The organism is Streptomyces sp. YIM 121038 (genome assembly GCF_006088715.1).
Classification (GTDB): domain Bacteria; phylum Actinomycetota; class Actinomycetes; order Streptomycetales; family Streptomycetaceae; genus Streptomyces.
Genome location: NZ_CP030771.1, coordinates 7834266 through 7852726, shown reverse-complemented (window position 1 = coordinate 7852726; position 18461 = coordinate 7834266). Strand labels below are relative to the sequence as shown.

Annotated in this window: 18 protein-coding genes and 1 tRNA gene; 4 read left to right on the top strand and 15 right to left on the bottom strand. The window is 73.3% G+C overall.

The window, feature by feature from the left end; translation table 11 throughout:
- Positions 1-1060 precede the first annotated feature (1060 nt).
- On the top strand, positions 1061-2302 hold the full coding sequence (locus tag C9F11_RS33635; protein ID WP_138962844.1) for a transposase: 1242 nt from the start codon (positions 1061-1063) through the stop codon (positions 2300-2302).
- 512 nt (positions 2303-2814) lie between these two features.
- Here the strand turns inward: C9F11_RS33635 and C9F11_RS33630 are convergent.
- Positions 2815-3378: a hypothetical protein gene (locus C9F11_RS33630; RefSeq protein ID WP_138962842.1), complete on the bottom strand. Its 564-nt coding sequence runs from the start codon at positions 3376-3378 to the stop codon at positions 2815-2817.
- A gap of 252 nt (positions 3379-3630) precedes the next feature.
- Between C9F11_RS33630 and C9F11_RS33625 the strand changes: the two genes are divergently transcribed.
- Complete coding sequence (locus C9F11_RS33625; protein WP_138962840.1) at positions 3631-4422, top strand: VOC family protein; 792 nt, start codon at positions 3631-3633, stop codon at positions 4420-4422.
- A gap of 115 nt (positions 4423-4537) precedes the next feature.
- On the opposite strand, the gene C9F11_RS33620 is transcribed toward C9F11_RS33625, so the two are convergent.
- A tRNA-Pro gene (locus C9F11_RS33620) sits at positions 4538-4614 on the bottom strand.
- A gap of 125 nt (positions 4615-4739) precedes the next feature.
- On the opposite strand from C9F11_RS33620, the gene C9F11_RS33615 reads away from it, so the two are divergent.
- Together C9F11_RS33615 and C9F11_RS33610 are read left to right on the top strand one after the other, a co-directional pair.
- Positions 4740-5462 carry a transketolase gene (locus C9F11_RS33615; protein ID WP_138962838.1) on the top strand — a complete coding sequence of 241 codons (723 nt, stop codon included), beginning with the start codon at positions 4740-4742 and terminating at the stop codon, positions 5460-5462.
- Between the two features lie 51 nt (positions 5463-5513).
- Complete coding sequence (locus C9F11_RS33610; RefSeq protein ID WP_138962836.1) at positions 5514-6443, top strand: transketolase; 930 nt, start codon at positions 5514-5516, stop codon at positions 6441-6443.
- 183 nt (positions 6444-6626) lie between these two features.
- Here C9F11_RS33610 and C9F11_RS33600 read toward each other — a convergent pair whose 3' ends face one another.
- The 13 genes from C9F11_RS33600 to C9F11_RS33540 all read right to left on the bottom strand — a co-directional run bounded on the left by C9F11_RS33600 (position 6627) and on the right by C9F11_RS33540 (position 18302).
- Positions 6627-6980: an MmcQ/YjbR family DNA-binding protein gene (locus tag C9F11_RS33600; protein ID WP_171075907.1), complete on the bottom strand. Its 354-nt coding sequence runs from the start codon at positions 6978-6980 to the stop codon at positions 6627-6629.
- A gap of 49 nt (positions 6981-7029) precedes the next feature.
- Complete coding sequence (locus C9F11_RS33595; protein WP_138962832.1) at positions 7030-8031, bottom strand: alpha/beta hydrolase; 1002 nt, start codon at positions 8029-8031, stop codon at positions 7030-7032.
- Between the two features lie 96 nt (positions 8032-8127).
- Positions 8128-8664 carry a GNAT family N-acetyltransferase gene (locus C9F11_RS33590; protein WP_138962830.1) on the bottom strand — a complete coding sequence of 179 codons (537 nt, stop codon included), beginning with the start codon at positions 8662-8664 and terminating at the stop codon, positions 8128-8130.
- The gene (locus tag C9F11_RS33585; RefSeq protein ID WP_249401982.1) at positions 8661-9239 is read right to left on the bottom strand and encodes an XRE family transcriptional regulator; all 579 of its coding nucleotides are present in this window, start codon (positions 9237-9239) and stop codon (positions 8661-8663) included. The genes C9F11_RS33590 and C9F11_RS33585 overlap by 4 nt, the downstream gene beginning before the upstream one ends.
- A 73-nt stretch (positions 9240-9312) precedes the next feature.
- Entirely contained in the window at positions 9313-10218 is a 906-nt protein-coding gene (locus C9F11_RS33580) for a LysR family transcriptional regulator (protein WP_138962828.1), read from the bottom strand.
- A 178-nt stretch (positions 10219-10396) separates the two neighbouring features.
- Positions 10397-11605, bottom strand: a complete 1209-nt coding sequence (locus C9F11_RS33575; protein WP_138962826.1) for a glycine C-acetyltransferase — start codon at positions 11603-11605, stop codon at positions 10397-10399.
- 48 nt (positions 11606-11653) lie between these two features.
- Positions 11654-12682 (bottom strand): L-threonine 3-dehydrogenase, encoded by a 1029-nt coding sequence (gene tdh, locus C9F11_RS33570; RefSeq protein WP_138962824.1) that lies wholly within the window; start codon positions 12680-12682, stop codon positions 11654-11656.
- A gap of 181 nt (positions 12683-12863) precedes the next feature.
- On the bottom strand, positions 12864-14048 hold the full coding sequence (locus tag C9F11_RS33565; protein WP_138962822.1) for a Gfo/Idh/MocA family oxidoreductase: 1185 nt from the start codon (positions 14046-14048) through the stop codon (positions 12864-12866).
- Positions 14049-14300: 252 nt separating this feature from the next.
- On the bottom strand, positions 14301-14921 hold the full coding sequence (locus C9F11_RS33560; protein WP_138962820.1) for a GAF domain-containing protein: 621 nt from the start codon (positions 14919-14921) through the stop codon (positions 14301-14303).
- 16 nt (positions 14922-14937) lie between these two features.
- Positions 14938-15534: an ATP/GTP-binding protein gene (locus C9F11_RS33555; protein ID WP_138962818.1), complete on the bottom strand. Its 597-nt coding sequence runs from the start codon at positions 15532-15534 to the stop codon at positions 14938-14940.
- On the bottom strand, positions 15512-15883 hold the full coding sequence (locus C9F11_RS33550; protein ID WP_138962816.1) for a DUF742 domain-containing protein: 372 nt from the start codon (positions 15881-15883) through the stop codon (positions 15512-15514). Before C9F11_RS33550 ends, C9F11_RS33555 begins: the two co-directional genes overlap by 23 nt.
- Before the next feature lie 2 nt (positions 15884-15885).
- Positions 15886-16320 carry a roadblock/LC7 domain-containing protein gene (locus C9F11_RS33545; RefSeq protein ID WP_138962814.1) on the bottom strand — a complete coding sequence of 145 codons (435 nt, stop codon included), beginning with the start codon at positions 16318-16320 and terminating at the stop codon, positions 15886-15888.
- Positions 16321-16400: 80 nt separating this feature from the next.
- A complete protein-coding gene (locus C9F11_RS33540) occupies positions 16401-18302 on the bottom strand; it encodes an ATP-binding protein (RefSeq protein ID WP_138962812.1) in 1902 nt (633 codons plus the stop codon).
- Positions 18303-18461: the final 159 nt, after the last annotated feature.

Genomic DNA, 18461 nt, shown 5'->3' with positions numbered 1-18461 from the left:
CCGTCAGGCAGCCTCTAGCCGAGGCGGCCTCCGGCGCTGAGCACGGGCAGGTCCGGCCGTTCGGCGCACCCGTCAAGGCTGCGCGGAAGGCATTCAGTCGGCATGTGTGTGGATACGTACATCAACTACTCGCCCCGTTCAACTACTCGCCCCGTTCGCCTGGACCACTCCGTTCCATCCCGTCGGCCCCGACGTGTCCCCCGTCGGTCCCGACGACCCGGATTCGCAGTGGTCTCTTCCAAAGGCCTACCCGAGTAGAACCCGGCACCTGTTGGAGATTCAAGGAAGAGGCCGTCGCTCGTCGCGACTTTTCGAAGTTCGAACAAGCTAGCCCAACTTCGCTATCCCTGTCATGGGTGGCGTGGATCTCTCCGCGGCACTCACGGGAACCGTATTGGCGATTGTCTTCCGCCAGTCAAGGCAAGAATTGAGCCAAATCCACGACGGGCAAACAGTTGCATACGAGAAGGGGGCACGCGGGAGGACGGGGCGAGTCCTCAAGTTTGCTGGCACAGCCATGGCAAACAGTGCCGACCCTCACCACTCGGGCGCTGTAGCGGAATCTCGGGATCGTTAGGGAACACTAGCATTATCCATACGGATTCTTAACGCCCTTAACGCGACCCCTCGCGCCACCGCGCCACCAGCCCTCTCCGAGAGCAACTGCGGGAAGGGACATGCGGAGTTCGCACCCTCCGGTGACCTGGGAGGTGAAAAGGGGGGAAGCGGTGCGCGGCGGAGACCCCGAGGCGGTCGCCCGATGTCGGAATCATGAATTCCGCTGTGCGGGCGGGGGTGGCCCGGCCCGGTGGAATCGGCAAGCGACATTCCGCCCGGCTCGTGACCGGGGCGGCCGTCAACCGCGCGACACCGCGGCGGAGGGCTCGGCCGCGGGCGGTCCGCCGACGTGCCGAGTGCCCCGAAGAGGCGTCTACGCCCCAATTTGCAGCCGTGGTTGTCACATCCGTCACGCCCGCAGCAAGATGGTGCGCGGCGCTCTCGGATCCTAGACTCAACGCTCGGCAGCCGCCGCTCAGGGATGTCCGGGAGGGATTGCAGCATGGTTGTGCCCTGCGCATTGCCAATATCGACTCCGGTCAGCGAGGTACCCGACCCCCATCTCGCCTCACCTTTCAGCGACTTCACCGACCAGGTCTTCCAGAACCTGCGCCGCGCGGACCAGCGCCGCTGGGCCGGCGCCTATCTGGCGGGGCTGCTCATCACCCCCGGCAAGAAGTCGGTGCGCCGCCTCGCCGGAGCCGTCTCCTCCTCCCCCACCGCGGTGCAGTCCCTACGCCAGTTCGTGAGCCTCAGCCCCTGGGACTGGGACCCGGTGATGCACGAGCTGACCCGCTGGGCCGAGGGCCACGGACCCGCTCCCACCTGGGCGATCGGCCGTGCGGTGCTGCCCAAGCGCGGCGACCGCTCCGTGGGCGTGCACCGCTACTTCGACCCGGCCACCGGCCGCACCCTCAACTGCCAGCTCGGCCTCGGCGCGTTCCTCTGCATCGGGGCCCTCCAGGTCCCGGTCGACTGGCGGCTGCTGCTGCCCGCGCCCTGGACCGAGGACCCGCAGCTGCGCCGCCGCGCGCGGATCCCCGACGAGGTGGGCCACCGCCCGCTGTGGGCGCAGGCCCTGGACCTGGTCGACACCCTGGAGGCCAGGACCGAGCCGACGACCGCGCCGGTCGTCGCCGACATGAGCGACGACCCCGACGTCGCGCTCTTCCTGCGCGGTCTCAGCCTGCGCGCCCGTGACTTCGTCGTCGCCGTCCCGCCGCACCTGAAGGTCCTGCCGGTCGGCGAGCGCACCCCCAACGGCCCGGAGCCGGTCAGCGCGCGGACCCACGTCGCGCAGGGCAACACCGAGACCGTCCTGGTGACCGCCCCGGACGGCCGCCAGCAGGAGCTGATGGTCCAGTCGATCCTGGTACGGATGCCGGGCGCGCGGGCCGGGGCCACCCCGGAATACCCCTATAGGCTCTTCACCGAAGTGCTCCCCGAGGGCGGCCAAGGCGTCATGTGGCTCACCAGCCTCACGCATCGCCGTCTCGACAACGTTGCCTCACTGGCCACCCGTCGTCACGGCACCACCGCGGCCGTCGCGGGCATGGAGCGGCATTTCGGCCTCCTCGACTTCGAGGGCCGTTCGTTCCCCGGCTGGTATCACCACATGACCTTGGTTTCCGCCGCGTACACGTATCAGCGGCTGACACATCGGCCCGCCCCGCGGCACCTTCCGTGCTGTCCGACACCCCTGCCGCAGAACGGCCGGGAACGGTTGCACCTGGCGGAGCGCTAGCCCTCCCGGCGGGCCGCTCGCCGCCTTCCCGTTTCCGTTCGTTAAGTGGAATTTCCCGGTGGCCACGTTGACAGCGCTGCCCCTCCACCCCCGCGTTCCGCAACGCAATTGAAGCCCCGCACAAGGGCATATGCGCGTACGCCGAACACCGAACTCGGCACAAAGAAGCGGCATACCTCGGCGCCTCAATGGATATGCCTCGGTGCGGGGCCTGGCCGAAATGGGAGCACGGCGTCGGCGGTTCACGGGGAAGCCGCTCCGCGATGCAGCGGGACCGCCCGGCCAATTTCCCAACGAGGCCGCCGCGCGGTCGAGTTCACAGGAACGGCGTGCATAATCAGTGCACCGGCCCGCGCCGGAAGGGTGCGGCCCTGGAAACCGCCGGGGGAGGTCGGTCTCCAGGGCCGCTGGATCGGTCCGCTGCGCGGCAGCACAGCGGGCCGAAGCTCTAAGGACGCGGCCCGTGCCGGGGTCGAACCAGGCACGATACCGCTCGGCCGCGCGTCATCGGGTCAGTTCACCCAGCCCGTGTAGCGCTGGGCGCTCGCCGGAGCGCCGTGCGGGACGCGCTGGTCGGCCCGACGGCCGCGGTCGTCGTACTCCAGCGTCGCGGACACCGCCCGGACCAGCCAGGCGTTGACCGACAGCTGTTCGCGGCCCGCGGCCTCCTCGATCCGGGCCTTGAGGTGCTCCGGCGGCCGGAAGTTGATGCGCGAGGTCGCCCCCTCGTCCCCGTTGGCCGTCGGTGGCGCCAGTGACACCAAGGATGGCACCACACCCGTGTGCCCACGGTCGCGGTCCCGGTCATCCTCCCCGTCGAAGAAACGGTCCTGCGGGGGCAGCTTGACCACGAAGGTCGGATCGAGGCCGCGCAGGCGGATCTCGACCGACCCCGGCGCCATGTCGCGGGTGATCTCGTCCACGGCGGTCGACAAGGCATCGAGCAGCGTGAGTCGTACGGCGGAACCCAGCGGCGCGACGAGCCGTCCCGCGAGGTCGCGCGTCTCCTCGTCGCCCGCCTCGACCGCTGCGGCGAGCTCCTGCCGCAGATGGTCGACGTACCGCGTGAGTTCCATGGCGCCATCGTCGCACCATTGTGGCACCACGCGCAAGCTTTCGAATCATTGCACCTGGAAGGGGGCCGCTCCCCGGGGTGTCACCGGCGGCCCGTCGCCGTGCGTGTGCAGGGCACACGCACGCTTCGGCCGTTGGCCGGTTGTCGCTCCTGGGCCTAGCGTGGAAGGGAGCGCGGGCTCCGGGCGCGGGGCGCACCGCCTCGCTTCCGGAGCGCGCTGTCCCATCGCAGGGGGGCGGGAGGTCGGAGCACCATGTCCACGAACCCTGAGGGCACACCGTGCTGGGCGGACGCCATGTTCCCCGACATCGGGGCGGCCAAGGACTTCTACGGCGAACTGTTCGGCTGGACCTTCGCGGAGGGGTCGGCCGAGTTCGGCGGCTATACGCAGGCGTACAAGGACGGCAAGGCCGCGGCGGCGGTGATGCCGCAGATGCCGGACATGGACGGGCAGCCGCCCGCCTGGAACCTGTACTTCGAGACGCCGGACATCGCCGCCACCGCGAGCGGCATCCGCGCGAACGGCGGCACCCTCGTGATGGAGCCGATGCCCGTCGGTGACTTCGGCACCATGACCACGGCGCAGGACCCGAGCGGCGTGTACTTCAGCGTGTGGCAGCCGGGCAGCCACCGGGGCTTCGAGCTCGTGGGCGCGCCGGGCGCGTTCTGCTGGGCGGAGGTCACGACGCGGGAGGCGGAGAAGGCGGACGCCTTCTTCCCCGCGGTGTTCCCCTTCGAGGTCAAGCGCATGGAGGACGAGCACGTCGACTTCCACGTCTGGCAGCTCGACGGCCGGCCGGTCGCGGGGCGCATGAAGATGCCTCCGGAGGCGCCGGCCGAGGTGCCGCCGCACGTGAACGTGTACTTCGGCGTCGACGACTGCGACGCGGCCGTGGAGCTGGTGCGGCGGAGCGGGGGCCGGCTGTTCTTCGGGCCGATGTCCTCGCCGTTCGGGCGCTTCGCGACGGTGGCCGATCCGCAGGGCGCGGCGTTCTCCGTCATCGACCTGGCGACGACCGAGGGCGAGATGCCGAAGATGACGTGACGCACGCCACGCGCGGCGCCGTGCCGGGGTGCGACCGCCCCGGCGCGGGGCCGCGGGTACGACAAAAGGCCGCTTCCGCATCGCTGCGAAAACGGCCTTCGACCCGCTGTGAAGCTGGTCGGGACGACAGGATTTGAACCTGCGACCCCTTGACCCCCAGTCAAGTGCGCTACCAAGCTGCGCCACGTCCCGTTACCCGCTGACCTGGGGTTTCCCCTGGCCGAACGCGCACCGAAACCATACCGCACTCCGGCCGGTGATCGCTCCCGCCTTTCCCCCTTGACTTCAAGTGGGCTTGAGGTTGCAGGCTCGTCGGCATGACGACCACAACGGCACGCACCTTCACGTACGCGGACCTCCCCGGCCTGATGGGCCTGATGACGGGCGACGAGAAGCACGGCCCCGCGGCGACGTCCACGCTCGACGCGCTCTGGGTCCTCTACGACCGTGTGCTGCGGGTCACACCCGCGGGCGTGGACGATCCGGGGCGCGACCGGTTCCTGCTGTCCAAGGGGCACGGGCCGATGGCCTACTACGCGGTCCTCGCCGCCAAGGGCTTCCTCCCCGTGGACTGGCTGGAGGGCTTCGGCGCGTACGACTCGCCGCTCGGGCACCACCCGGACCGGGTGCTCGTGCCGGGCGCCGAGATCGGCAGCGGCTCCCTGGGGCACGGCCTGCCCCTCGCGGTCGGCACCGCCCTCGGCCTCACGGCGCGCGGGCTCACGGATCCGCACGTGTGGGTGCTCGTCGGGGACGCGGAGCTGGACGAGGGCAGCAACCACGAGGCCATCGCCTACGCCGGGCCCGCGGGCCTGGAGCGGCTGCACACGCTCGTGATCGACAACGCCTCCGCCTCGTACGCGCGCCCCGGCGGCATCGCCGCCCGCTTCGAGGCCGCGGGCTGGTCCGCCCTGACCGTCGACGGCCGTGACCACGACGCCCTGTACGCGGCCTTCACCGCGCCGCACCCGGGGCGCCCGCACGTGGTCGTGGCCCGCGTCGAGCCCAAGGAGTTCGCGGGCGAGCCCCCGTCCGCCTGACCCCCCGCGCCACCGTCCCGCACCCGCCTCCTCCCGGAAGGACCCTCCCCCATGGACACCATGCGAGACCGCTTCGCCCCCGTCATGTCCCGGCTGCTCGACGAGGACCCGCGCGTCGCCGTAGTCCTCGCCGAGATCGGCGTCGACGCCTTCAAGGACGCGATGCGCGCGCACCCGGACCGGGTGATCAACGTCGGGATCCGCGAACAGCTGCTGGTGGGCGCCGGCGCGGGCCTGGCGCTCGCGGGGCTGAGGCCCGTCGTGCACACCTTCGCGAGCTTCCTCGTGGAGCGGCCCTTCGAACAGATCAAGCTCGACTTCGGGCACCAGGGCGTGGGCGGGGTGCTCGTCAGCGCGGCGGCGTCCTTCGACTGGCCCGAGGGCGGCTTCACGCACATGGCGCCGGGCGACGTCGGGGTCCTCGACACCCTGGACGGCTGGGCCGTGCACGTCCCGGGTCACCCGGACGAGGCCGAGGTGCTCCTGCGGCACGCCGTGGGCCCGGGGGCCGGGGCGGCGCCCGCGGACGACAAGGCGTACGTACGGCTGTCCACGCAGTCCAACGGGGCGCCGATGCCCGTGGACGGCAGGCGCTTCCTCACCGTGCGCGAGGGGCGCGGGGGCGTCGTCGTCGCCGTCGGCCCGCTGCTCGACCACGTCCTCGCGGCGACGGAGGGCCTGGACGTCACCGTCCTGTACGCGACGACGGTGCGGCCCTTCGACGGGGACGCGCTGCGCCGGGCCGTCGGGGCGGGCACCGCGGCCGACGTCGTCCTCGTCGAGCCGTATCTCGCCGGGACGTCCACGGCCGCCGCGAACGACGCGCTCGTCGACGTGCCGCACCGGGTCCTGGGGCTCGGCGTCGGCCGGGCGGAGCTGCGGCGCTACGGCCGCCAGGAGGAGCACCTCCGCGCCCACGGCCTGGACCCGGCCTCCCTGCGCGCCCGCGTCACCGGCTTCCTCCGCGCGGGGCGCCCCTGACCCGCCCCTTCCCGATCCGGGGGCTGCCGCCCCCGTGCCCCCGCTTTTCGGCGCTTCGCGCCTCGTCCTCAAACGCCGGACGGGCTGAAAGATCCAGCCCCTCCGGCGTTTGAGGAGCGGGGGTCTGGGGGCGGAGCCCCCAGGAATCGGGAAGGGGCGGGCCTGGGGCACACCCGTGAGGGGCTACTCGGCCGGTACGCCCAGCCCCGGGTGCGCCTCGAGGAGGCGCGTGGGCGCGGCCTGGCGCCAGGAGTCGGCGAGGATGTCCCCCAGCTCCGGCGCGTCGAGCGCGGCGAGCCGCACCCGCACCCACGCGAAGGCCGCCTCGTGCTCGGCGATCCAGAACTTCTCGGGCTCCGCGAGCACCAGCTCGTCCCGCTCCACCTTCGGGCAGCGCACGGCGATGGACGTCTCGTCCTCGGGGAGCGTGGCGAACATCTTGCCCGCGACCCGGAAGGTCGGCATGCTCCAGGCGATCTTCTCCGTCGTGTCCGGCAGAGCGAGGGCGGTGCGGCGTACGTCGTCGGCGTTGACCATGGACCGAACGGTAGCCAACGCCACTGACAGCCACCCGCCGAGGCCGCCCTCACCCCACGCGCGCGTCCAGCCAGTCCGTGAGGTCCCGCTGCACCTCGTCCCGGTCGGTCTCGTTCAGGATCTCGTGCCTGGCGCCCTCGTACGCCTTCCAGCCGAGGTCGCGCACGCCCGCGTAGCGGAGGTCCTCCAGGAGCTCGTACACGAGCGTCATGCCCTGGTTGCAGGGGTCCTCCGTGCCGACGGCGACGTGGACGGGCAGGTCCGCGGGGATGCGGGCGAGCTGCCGCGGATCGTTGATCTTGCGGACGGCGCGCACCCAGTCCAGCGAGAGCCCCGCCGAGAACGGGAAGCCGCAGCGCTCGTCGGCGACGTACGCGTCGACCTCGGCGGCGTCCCGCGAGAGCCACTCGAAGCCGGTGCGGTGCGGGTGGGCGTCGTTGAACGCGGCGAACAGCTCCGGGACGAAGGACGAGCGGGCCGCCCGGCCGCCGGCGGCGACCTCGGCCCGCAGCCGCGCGAGCGCCGACTCGGTCTCCGCGCCGGGCAGCGAGCGGAACGTGCCGGACAGGATGAGGCCCGCGAGCCCGTCGGGGTACTCCTGGGCGTGGTCCCGGGCGAGCATCGAGCCGAGGCTGTGCCCGAACAGCACCACGGGGGTGCCGGGGTGGAGGCTGCGGACCTGGTCGCCGACGGCCTTGAGGTCGTCCACGATCGCCCGCCAGGCGTCGGGCCCGTCATCGGATGTCTCCCCCGCCGCCGTGCCGCCGGGGTCCGCCTCCGCGACCCCGTAGCCGCCCGTGGCCTGGGCCGTCGCCCCGTGCCCCCGGTGGTCGGAGGCCACCACGCCGTAGCCGTGCGCGGTGAGGTGGCGGGCGAACCGGTCGTAGCGCAGGGCGTGTTCGGCGGCGCCGTGGGCGATCTGGACGAAGGCGCGGGGCCTGCCGTCGCGGGGCTGCCAGGTGTACGTGGCGACGGGTACGCCGTCCGGCGCGGTCAGCAGCCCCGCGGTGTAGGTCACGGGTGTCACGCGCGCGTGGTCGTGGTCCGGCATCGAGGAGCTCCCTGTCAGGCTGCGACTGCGTCCTGCCCACGCCTCCCCCCGCGCGCGGGGCGCCAACCCTCCGCCGCCCGGGGAGGCGGCGGCGGACTACCCGTCCGCGGCGAGGAGTTTGTAGAAGAAGGTGGTCGGGCTCAGCGCGCCCCGCGGGTCGGCCGCGTGGTCCGGCACGACGCCGAGCCGGGTCCAGCCGGACGAGGCGTACAGGGACTCGGCGGGGCTGTCCGTCCGAGTGTCCAGGAGCAGCAGTGTCACGCCCGAGCGGGCCGCCTCCCGCTCGGCGAGGGCGAGCAGGGCCCGGCCGAGGCCCCTGCCCCGGGCGTCGCGGTGCACGAGGAGCTTGACGAGTTCGGCGCGGTGGCGGGCGTTGGGCTTGTCGGCGAGGGCCAGGCCGACCGTGCCGGTGAGCCGACCGCCGTCGTGGACCACCCAGGTCTCCAGGCGGCCCGCGGCCAGCTCCGGGGCCCGGCCGCGCCACCAGCGGGCGGCCTCCCGCGGGTCGAGCCCGGCGAGGAAGCCGACGGAGGCGCCGCCCTCCACGGCGTCGACGAGCAGGCCGGCCAACTCGTCGGCGAGCGCGACCAGTCGCTCCGGCGTCAGCCGCTCCAGGGCGAGCTCCGTGGTCACGGCGCCACCACCAGGAGCGCGTACCGTACGGGCCGCTCGCCGAGGCAGCGGAAGCGCGTGCCGCCCCACACCCGGAAGCGCAGGCAGTCCCCCGCCGCGAGGGTGTGCGTGACCTCCCGCACGGTGACGGCGAGGCCGCCCTCCAGGACCCAGAGGTGCTGTTCGAGACCGGGCACGGGCGGCCGGTCGTAGCCGAGGTCGGCGCCCGGCGCGAGGGTGGCGTCGACGACCTCGCCGCGCAGCCCGGCCTGCGGCGGCGAGACGGACCGGCGCGTGAAGCCGGACGCGGGGTCCGTCCACACCGCCTGGTCGGCCGCGCGGACCAGCTGGGCGGGGGTTTCCTCGACCTCGCTGAGGAGCTGCGACATGGTGCGGCCGTAGACGGCGCACAGCCGGTTCAGGAGGGCCGCGGTCGGGCTGATCTCCGCGCGCTCGGCACGCGACAGGGTCGAGCGGCTCACCCCGCTGCGGGCCGCGAGGTCCCCCAGGGACCAGCCGTGTGCGGAGCGCAGCTCGGCGAGGCGGGCGGCGAGCCGGGCGTCGACATCGGCGGTCCCCATGTCATCGTTTCCCATGTTCGGGACCCTATCCCAGATATGAGAGATGTGGCCGTGGTGTCGGCGGTCCGGCAGCCGCGCGGCCACCGCCTCAGTCCTCGGCGGCCGCGTCCTTCAGGGCGCCGAGGACGGGCGCGATCAGCGGGTGCGCCTCCGCGCCGCAGCGCACGGCGGCGAAGACCCGCCGCGTGGGCGCGACCCCGTCCACGGGCCGGACCGCCACCCCCGCCAGGTCCATGCCCCGCAGGGCGGAGCGGGGCACGAGGGCCACCCCCGCTCCCGCCGACGCCAGGGCGACGACCGCGCGGAAGTCATCCGATGAATGCTCCATGACCGGCTGGAACCCGGCCTGCTCACAGGCGAGGACCACCACGTCGTGGCAGGGGTTGCCGGGGAAGGGGCCGATCCACGCGTCCTTGGCGAGGTCGGCGAGCGGCACCCGGCCGCCGCCGGCGAGCCGGTGCGTCTCGGGGAGCACCGCGTCGAAGGGCTCGGCGTACAGCGGTACGCGCGTCAGGCGCGGGTCGTCGGCACCGGGCGCGCCGCGGTACTCCACGGCCACCGCCACGTCCACCTGCCGGTCGAGCACCATCGGCAGGCTGGCGTCGCCCTCGGCGTCCTGGACGCGCACCCGGATGCCGGGCGCGGTCTCGGCGAGGCGGGTCAGGGCGGGCGCCACGACCAGGCCGATGCCCGTCGCGAACGCCGCGAGCGTCACCGTCCCCGCCGCGCCCGAGCTGTACGCGGCCAACTCGGCCTCGGCCCGCTCCAGTTGGGCGAGCACGGCGTTGGTGTGCGTCAGCAGGATCTCGCCCGCGGGAGTGAGCCGCACCCCCCGGGCCGAGCGGTCCACGAGCCGGTGCCCCGTCTCCTGCTCGAGCGCGGTGAGCTGCTGCGACACGGCGGACGGGGTGAGGTAGAGGGCGGCGGCCGCGGCGGTGACGGTGCCGTGGTCGGCCACCGCGCGCAGGATGTGCAACCGCCGGGCTTCGATCATGCCCCCGATTCTCCCACCCGCCACCCCTCGCTACGATCCACCGCTGCGCCCCGTCACACGACGACGCACGCGTCAGGGCACCGATCAAGCCCGTCCGGCGTTTGAGGACGAGCGCGCAGCGCGATGGAAAGGGGCGGCCGGGCGGGGAGAACAAGCCCCCGCCCGGGCCCCGGGGGCGCTAGGCCCCGGCCGACTCCAGTTCAGCACGCGCAGCGACGAACGCGTCGACGGCCCGGTCCACATCCGCCGTGGAGTGCGCCGCGGACAGCTGCACCCGGATCCGGGCCTGCCCCTGCGGCACCACCGGGTAGGAGAAGCCGATGACGTACACGCCGCGCTCCAGGAGCAGCTCGGCCATGCGCCCGGCCTTCGCCGCGTCCCCGATCATGACGGGCGCGATGGCGTGGTCGCCGGGCAGCACGTCGAAGCCCTCGGCGGTCATCCGGGAGCGGAAGAGCTGGGTGTTCGCCGCCAGGCGTTCGCGCAGGTCACCGGCCGCCTCAAGGAGGTCGAGGACCTTCAGGGACGCCGCCGCGATCACCGGGGCGAGCGTGTTGGAGAACAGATAGGGGCGCGAGCGCTGGCGCAGCAGCGCGACGATCTCGGCGCGCGCGGCGACGTAGCCGCCGGAGGCGCCGCCGAGCGCCTTGCCGAGGGTGCCCGTGATGATGTCGACGCGGTCCATGACGCCGTGCAGCTCGGGGGTGCCCCGGCCGCCGGGGCCGACGAAGCCGACGGCGTGCGAGTCGTCGACCATGACCATGGCGTCGTACCGCTCGGCGAGGTCGCAGATGTCCGCCAGCGGGGCGACGTAGCCGTCCATGGAGAACACGCCGTCGGTGACGACGAGCTTGCGCCGGGCCCCGGCCTCGGTGGCCTCCTTGAGCTGCTTCTCCAGGTCGGCCATGTCGCGGTTGGCGTAGCGGAAGCGGCGGGCCTTGGAGAGCCGGATGCCGTCGATGATCGAGGCGTGGTTGAGGGCGTCGGAGATCACCGCGTCCTCGGGGCCGAGCAGCGTCTCGAAGACACCGCCGTTGGCGTCGAAGCAGGAGGAGTACAGGATCGTGTCCTCCTGGCCGAGGAACGCGGACAGGCGCGCCTCCAGCTCCTTGTGGACCTCCTGGGTGCCGCAGATGAAGCGCACGGAGGCCATGCCGTAGCCCCAGCGGTCGAGCGCCTCGTGGGCGGCGGCGATCACCTCGGGGTGGTCGGCGAGGCCGAGGTAGTTGTTCGCGCAGAAGTTCAGCACCTCGCCGGGGCGGCCCCCGGCGGTGACGGCGACGGTCGCCGACTGCGGGGTGCCGATGACCCGCTCGGGCTTGTGCAGGCCTGCGGCGCGGATCTCGTCGAGGGTGGCGGCGAGGTCGTCGCGTACGGAGTCGAACATCGAGGAGTCCTTGGGGAGTTCGGAGGAGGTGGGCGGGCGGGGCCCGGGTCAGACGGTCCAGTCGAGGATGACCTTGCCGCCGCGGCCGCTCGCCGCGTCGTCGAAGGCTTCCTGGAAGTCGCGGTGGCCGTAGCGGCCGGTGATGACGGGCGTGAGGTCGAGGCCGCCCTCGAGGAGCACCGACATCGCGTACCACGTCTCGAACATCTCGCGGCCGTAGATGCCCTTGATCGTGATCATCGAGGTGACGATCCGCGCCCAGTCGACCGCGAACTCCTCGGCGGGCAGGCCCAGCATGGCGATCTTGCCGCCGTGGGTCATGTTGGCGACCATGTCGCGCATCGCGCGCGGGTTGCCGGACATCTCCAGGCCCACGTCGAAGCCCTCGCGCAGGCCCAGCTCGCGCTGGCCGTCGGCGATGGTGGCGTCGGCGACGTTGAGGGCGAGGCTGACGCCGACCTTGCGGGCGAGCACCAGGCGCTCCTCGCTGACGTCGGTGACCACGACGTTGCGGGCGCCCGCGTGGCGCGCGACGGCGGCGGCCATCAGACCGATCGGCCCGGCCCCCGTGATCAGCACGTCCTCGCCGACCAGCGGGAACGACAGGGCGGTGTGCACGGCGTTGCCGAACGGGTCGAAGATCGCCGCGATGTCGAGGTCCACCGGCACCCGGTGCACCCACACGTTGCCCGCGGGCAGCGCGACGTACTCCGCGAACGCGCCGTCGCGCCCCACACCGAGCCCGACCGTGGCCCGGCACAGATGGCGCCGCCCGGCCAGACAGTTGCGGCACTTGCCGCACACCAGGTGGCCCTCGCCGCTGACCAGGTCGCCCGCCTTGACGTCCGCCACGTCCCGGCCGGTCTCGACGACCTCGCCGACGAACTCGTGCCCGACGATCAGCGGCGCCGAGATCGCCTGCTGCGCCCAGCCGTCCCAGGCCCGGATGTGCAGGTCGGTCCCGCAGATCCCGGTGCGCAGCACCTTGATCAGGACGTCGCCGGGACCGATGACCGGCTCCGGTACCTCCATGAGACGGAGCCCGGGCTCCGCTTTCTCCTTGACCAGCGCCTTCACGCGACGGCTCCTGTCATGCGACCTAGGGAAGTGGCTGACCGGCATCCCACCGGCCACATCCGCTCAGCAATCTTCCGTACGTCACGGCACGGGTCCATCGAGGATTTCTTAACCGCGGCCGCAGCTTTCCTTCAGACCCCGGGCGCACCAAGCCTCCCGCCGGTCCCGGGGCGCGCGGCCGCTAGCGGATCTGCCCCCGTTCGAAGTACGCGATCAGCTCCGCGTCGAGCGGCGGCACCTCCCGCGGGCCGCCGCCGTCCCGCAGCGACCGGGTGGCCCCCACCCCTGCGGCGACGGCCATGCGCGCGGCCACCGGCGAGGTGTCGGTGCGCCCGCCCTCGCGGGCGAAGCGCAGGAACTCGTCGATGATCAGCGGGTCGGCGCCGCCGTGCCCGGACTCGTCGACGGAGCCCCCGATCGGGTACTCGGCGTCGCCCTCGCCGCGGTGGAGCGAGCGCCCGCCGTTCCACACCCGGACCACGCCGCCGGGGCCGTCGCCGAAGTTCTCCAGGCGGCCCGCGTCGCCGATGACGGTGTAGTTGCGCCAGTAGTCGGGGGTGAAGTGGCACTGCTGGTAGGCGGCGAGGACGCCGTTGTCGAGGCGCAGGTTGACCAGGGACACGTCCTCCACGTCGATCACCGGGTTCAGGTCCCGCTGGGCGCGCGGCGGCCAGGCGCCGTCCTCGACGGGTCCGCCGTCGGGCTTGGGCTCGCCCGGCGCGCGGCGGCGCGGGATGTCGCCGTAGACCATGAGGTCGCCGAGCGCCTGGACCTGCCGGGTGTAGCCGCCCGCGATCCAGTGCACGACGTCGAGGTCGTGGGCGGCCTTCTGGAGCAACAGACCGGTGGTGTACTGCCGTTCGGCGTGCCAGTCCTTGAAGTACCAGTCGCCTCCGTAGCCCACGAAGTGCCGCACCCAGACCGTCTTGACGGTCCCGATCTCGCCGCGCGCGACGATGTCCCGCATCAGCCGCACGACCGGCATGTGGCGCATGTTGTGCCCCACGTACAGGCGCGTACCGGTCTCGTACGCGGTCCGCAGGATGGCGTCGCTCGCCTCGACGGTCACGTCCAGGGGCTTCTCGACGAAGACCGGCTTGCCCTGGTGCAGCACCGCGCGGGTGAGGGACGCGTGGGTGTGGTCGGGGGTGAGGACGAGGACGGCGTCCACGTCCGGGGCCGTGATGACCTCGCGCGGGTCCGCGGTCGTGCGCAGGCCCGGGAAGTCGCGGGCCGCGCGGGTCCGCGCGGCCTCGTCGGGGTCGGCGAGCGCGGTGACGCGGGCGCCCGCGCCGGGGCGGTGGGCGGTGCGGGCGAGCGGGCCGCGCAGTCCGTAGCCGAGGACGCCGAGCCGGAGGTCGCTCATGCGGTGTGCCTTTCGGTGGGGCCCCGCGCGGGCGGCGGGGGTCTCCGTCAGGGGCCTCGCACGGTATGACCATGTCCTTGTATCGTCAACGTACCGCCCTGGAAGCCGACTTGACCGGCACCGGGAGCAGCACCCCCAAGGGGCGCGGGGCCGTGCCGATGTGCGGCGCCGCCGCGCGAGCGCGACCAGCCACGACGAAGCCGCGGACGGCCGGTCTCCTGGGTCGGCACGCCCAGCGCGGCGCCGGGGGCGTCACAGGGGAGCGCCCGGCTCCCCCTCGGCCTCGCGCAGGTGGATCCGGTCCACCAGCTCCGCCGCCATCGACTTGATCGTGTCGAGCCCGGCCCGGCCCCACGGCCGGGGCTCCACGTCGAGGACGCACACCGTGCCGAGCGCGATCCCGGTCCGGTCGATCAGGGGCGCGCCCAGATAGGACCGGACCCCGAACTCGTCGACGACCGGGTTGCCCGCGAACCGCGGGTAGTCGCGGACGTCCTCCAGGACCAGCGCCTTGCCCCGCACCACCACGTGCGGGCAGTAGCCGCGGTCCCGCGCGAGACGGCGCTCGGCGAACGGCCGCACCACGGGCTCGTCCGCCTCCTCGCCCAGCCCGTTCACCCCGAGCCCGAGCGCCCCGGGCTCGGGGGGCACGCCCTCGGTCCGGTGTAGCCCGGCGAAGAACTGCCGTTCCTCGCCGATGAAGTTGACCATGGCGTACGGGGCGTCCATGACCCGGGCGAGACGGCCCGCGAACGTGTCGAGCCCGGGTTCGGGCCGCTCGCCGAGGTCCAGCTCCCGCAGCCTGCGCACCCGGGTGGCCGCCCCCTTGTCCACCGGGGTCACCAGCAGGCGGCCGGTCGCTTCGTACATCATGCGTGTGCTCCATGGGTCATGTGTGGGCTCCCGACGTGGGCGTGGCGGGGGCGTGGGCGAGCAGATGGCGGACGAGCGTGAGCAGCGTCTGGATGCCGGAGCTGGAGATCCGCGCGTCACAGCGCACGACCGGTACCTGCGGGTCCAGGTCGATGGCGGTGCGGACCTCGTCGGGCTCGTAGCGGTAGGCGCCGTCGAACTCGTTGACGGCGACGATGAATCCCATGCCGCGCTGCTCGAAGAAGTCGACGGCGGCGAAACAGTCCTCCAGGCGCCGGGTGTCGGCGAGCACCACCGCGCCGAGCGCCCCTTCGGACAGCTCGTCCCACATGAACCAGAACCGTTCCTGTCCGGGTGTGCCGAACAGGTACAGGACGTGTTCGGGGTCGAGCGTGATCCTTCCGAAGTCCATGGCGACGGTCGTCGTGGTCTTGTTCTCCACGCCCGACAGGTCGTCGGTGGCTTCGCTGACCGTCGTGAGCAACTCCTCCGTGCTGAGCGGCGCGATCTCGCTGACCGCGCCCACGAAGGTCGTCTTGCCGACCCCGAACCCGCCCGCCACGAGGATTTTCAGCGCGGTGGGGAAGGCGTCAGAGCTGTCGTCGTAGTCCATCGAGCACTGCCTCCAACAGGGACCGGTCAGTCGGGTTGTGGTAGAAGTCCGGGGCTCTGGTGGTGATCGCCCCGCAGTCGACGAGGTCGGACAGGAGCACCTTGGTCACCGCCACGGGCAGCTTCAGCTGGGCGGCGATCTCCGCCACGGACGTGGGTGCCTCGCACATGCCGAGGGCGAGGGCGTGCTCCGGGCCGAGGTAGCCGGCGGGGGTGGTGCCGGTCGCCCTCACCTGGGACAGCAGGTCGAGCCGCGTGGTCGGTCTGGTGCGTCCGTTGCTGACCGTGTACGGGCGGATGAGCCGCCCTGCGGCGTCGTCGAGCCATGGCCCGTCGTGCGGGGCCCCCACGCTCAGCGCCTCATCGACGCGGGCTCACCGGCGTGCTGGCGCGGCGCTGTGACCAGGTACGGGCGCACGCTCTTGACCAGCATCGCCATCTCGTACCCGAGCACCGCGGCGTCCGCCTCACGCCCGGCGAGCACGGCGAGGCAGGTGCCGGAACCGGCGGTGGACACGAAGAGCAGGGTGGAGTCCAGCTCCACGACCACCTGGCGCACGTCGCCCCCGTCGCCGAAGCGGACGCCGGCGCTGCGCCCGAGGGAGTAGAGCCCTGAGGCGAGCGCGGCCATGTGGTCGGCGCTGTCCGGGTCGAGGCCATGGACCGACTTCACGAGTCCGTCGCAGGAGAGCAGGACGGCGCTGTGGGTGTGCGGCACGCGCTGCACGAGGCCGCTCATCAGCCAGTCGAGATCGGATACCTGGCCGGTCGGCGCATCGCTCACCATGGTGGATCGACTCCTTGGAAAGTACGGGTTCGAGAGGGTTCTCGACGTCTGCGGGGCAGACGGGGTGGGGGGTGGTGCGGTCAGCCGCCCTGGTCGCTCCGGCGGCCGGGGCCGGTGCGGTCGGCTCTGTCGCCGGGCGCGGGGGGCACGCCGACGTCGTGGTCGGGCAGGGCGTCCCTGGCCTGGGCGGCCTGGGCGAGGTCGATGCCGCGCTGGAAGGCGGCCATCAGACCCGGGTCGTGGCCGACGAGCTGGTCGTCGGCCGGGCGCGGGGCGCGGGCGTCGCGCAGCTGCGGCGCGAGGTGTTCCTGGGCCCGGCGGCGGGGCAGCTGGGGTTTGCCGACCCGGCCGCGCACGGCGCCGTTGCGGGGCACGGGCGGGGCCGCGGTGTGCTCGGCGGTGACGCCGCGGTCCTCGGGGCGGATGCCGGGCAGGGCTTCGGCGGGGGTGGGCCGGTCGCCGCGCGGGCCGCGGACGGGGAGCGGGTCGGGCGGGGTGGCGGTGGCCGTGGGGGGGCGCGGGGCGGCGGGCCGGTGGGCCGCGGTGCCGTTCCGGTAGGACGGGTGGGGCGGCTGCTCGTGGGGTGCGGCGGCCGGGTGCGGGGTGGGCGCGGCGGCCGCTTCGCGCGCGGCCGTCGCGCGTGCGGCGCCGGAGGCGGGCGGCGCGGCGGACTGCGGGGAGGTGGGGGCGGAGGTGTGGGCCGAGGCATGGGCGGCCGTGGGTGCGGCCCGGTGCGCGGCGGAGGTGGCGCCGCGGGGGGCGGACAGGGCGTCCTGGTCGGCGCCGAGCAGCCCCTGGGGCAGGATCAGGACGGCCTGGACGCCGCCGTAGATGTTGGTCTGCAGGCGCACCGCGATGCCGTGGCGGCGGGCGAGGGCCGCGACGACGAACAGGCCGATGCGGCCGTCCTGGAGGAGGCTCGCGACGTTGACCTGGTCGGGGTCGGCGAGGAGTTGGTTCATCCTGGTCTGCTCGGCGACGGGCATGCCGAGGCCGCGGTCCTCGACCTCGACGGCGAGCCCGGACGTCACCCGGCCCGCCCGCATCAGGACCTGGGTGTGCGGAGCGGAGAACACCGTGGCGTTCTCGACGAGTTCGGCGAGCAGGTGGATGACGTCGGCGACGGCGTGGCCGCGCAGGGTGCCGTCGACGGGCGGCACCAGCTTGACCCGCGAGTACTGCTCGACCTCGGCGATGGAGGAGCGGAGGACCTCCGTCATCGACACGGGCCTGCTCCACTGGCGCCGCGACACGGCGCCGCCGAGCACGGCGAGGTTCTCGGCGTGCCGCCGGATGCGGGTGGCCAGGTGGTCGATGTGGAAGAGGCCCTTGAGGAGTTCGGGGTCCTCGACGGAGTTCTCCAGCTCGTCCAGGAGCGAGATCTCGCGGTGGACCAGGGACTGCAGGCGCCGGGCGAGGTTCACGAAGACCTCGACCTTCTGCTCGTTGCCCGCCCGTCCGGACAGGCGGGACGCCTGCACGACGGCGGTGAGGGCCCCCTCGTGGGCGCGAGCCAGCTCGTCGGCGAGCAGGCCGAACTCGTCCTTGGCCGGGGCGGGGCCCGCGCCGGGCTCGCGCACCGCCGGGGTCTCGCCCTGGCGCAGCCGTTCCAGGAGTTCGCGCAGGTCGGCCTGGCCGCGCGCGGTGGCGCGGCGCAGCGCGACGACGCGGTCGCGCACGGACCGCGCGGTCCGGTCGGCGGCCACCGCGGCGACGACGATGCCGAGGACGCCGAGCCCGGCGGCGGCGCCGAGCAGGGCGAGCAGCGGCGGCTGCGGCCGCGCCCCGGCGGCCCGGACCATGAAGAGCACGGCGGCACAGCCGCACAGGCCGACGGCGACGGCGGGCAGTACGGCGATGCGCATCAGCTGGAGCCGTATGCGCGTCTCGGGCGGGGGCGGCGCGGCGCGGCTCCCGGAGCGTCCGTGCCGTCCGCCCTCGCGGCGGTCTGCGCGTGCTGCCGGTGCGCGAAGGTGAGACATCAGCGTCCTCGGTACGTAGCGACGCGTGCCGCAGCGGTCCGCTGCGGCACCTCGTCGATGGCATCGCGGTGCCGGCCGGCAGGCCGTGATGTCATCCCTGCGTCGCCCGACGGCCACTCACGGTAGTCGTCGCGACCTCACGTGCGGTGGGCAGTTGAC

Coding starts and splice junctions, on each gene's coding strand:
- C9F11_RS33635 (WP_138962844.1), top strand. CDS start 1,061: ATGGTTGTGCCCTGCGCATTGCCAATATCGACTCCGGTCAGCGAGGTA.
- C9F11_RS33630 (WP_138962842.1), bottom strand. CDS start 3,378: ATGGAACTCACGCGGTACGTCGACCATCTGCGGCAGGAGCTCGCCGCA.
- C9F11_RS33625 (WP_138962840.1), top strand. CDS start 3,631: ATGTCCACGAACCCTGAGGGCACACCGTGCTGGGCGGACGCCATGTTC.
- C9F11_RS33615 (WP_138962838.1), top strand. CDS start 4,740: ATGACGACCACAACGGCACGCACCTTCACGTACGCGGACCTCCCCGGC.
- C9F11_RS33610 (WP_138962836.1), top strand. CDS start 5,514: ATGGACACCATGCGAGACCGCTTCGCCCCCGTCATGTCCCGGCTGCTC.
- C9F11_RS33600 (WP_171075907.1), bottom strand. CDS start 6,980: ATGGTCAACGCCGACGACGTACGCCGCACCGCCCTCGCTCTGCCGGAC.
- C9F11_RS33595 (WP_138962832.1), bottom strand. CDS start 8,031: ATGCCGGACCACGACCACGCGCGCGTGACACCCGTGACCTACACCGCG.
- C9F11_RS33585 (WP_249401982.1), bottom strand. CDS start 9,239: ATGGGAAACGATGACATGGGGACCGCCGATGTCGACGCCCGGCTCGCC.
- C9F11_RS33580 (WP_138962828.1), bottom strand. CDS start 10,218: ATGATCGAAGCCCGGCGGTTGCACATCCTGCGCGCGGTGGCCGACCAC.
- C9F11_RS33575 (WP_138962826.1), bottom strand. CDS start 11,605: ATGTTCGACTCCGTACGCGACGACCTCGCCGCCACCCTCGACGAGATC.
- C9F11_RS33565 (WP_138962822.1), bottom strand. CDS start 14,048: ATGAGCGACCTCCGGCTCGGCGTCCTCGGCTACGGACTGCGCGGCCCG.
- C9F11_RS33560 (WP_138962820.1), bottom strand. CDS start 14,921: ATGATGTACGAAGCGACCGGCCGCCTGCTGGTGACCCCGGTGGACAAG.
- C9F11_RS33555 (WP_138962818.1), bottom strand. CDS start 15,534: ATGGACTACGACGACAGCTCTGACGCCTTCCCCACCGCGCTGAAAATC.
- C9F11_RS33545 (WP_138962814.1), bottom strand. CDS start 16,320: ATGGTGAGCGATGCGCCGACCGGCCAGGTATCCGATCTCGACTGGCTG.
- C9F11_RS33540 (WP_138962812.1), bottom strand. CDS start 18,302: ATGTCTCACCTTCGCGCACCGGCAGCACGCGCAGACCGCCGCGAGGGC.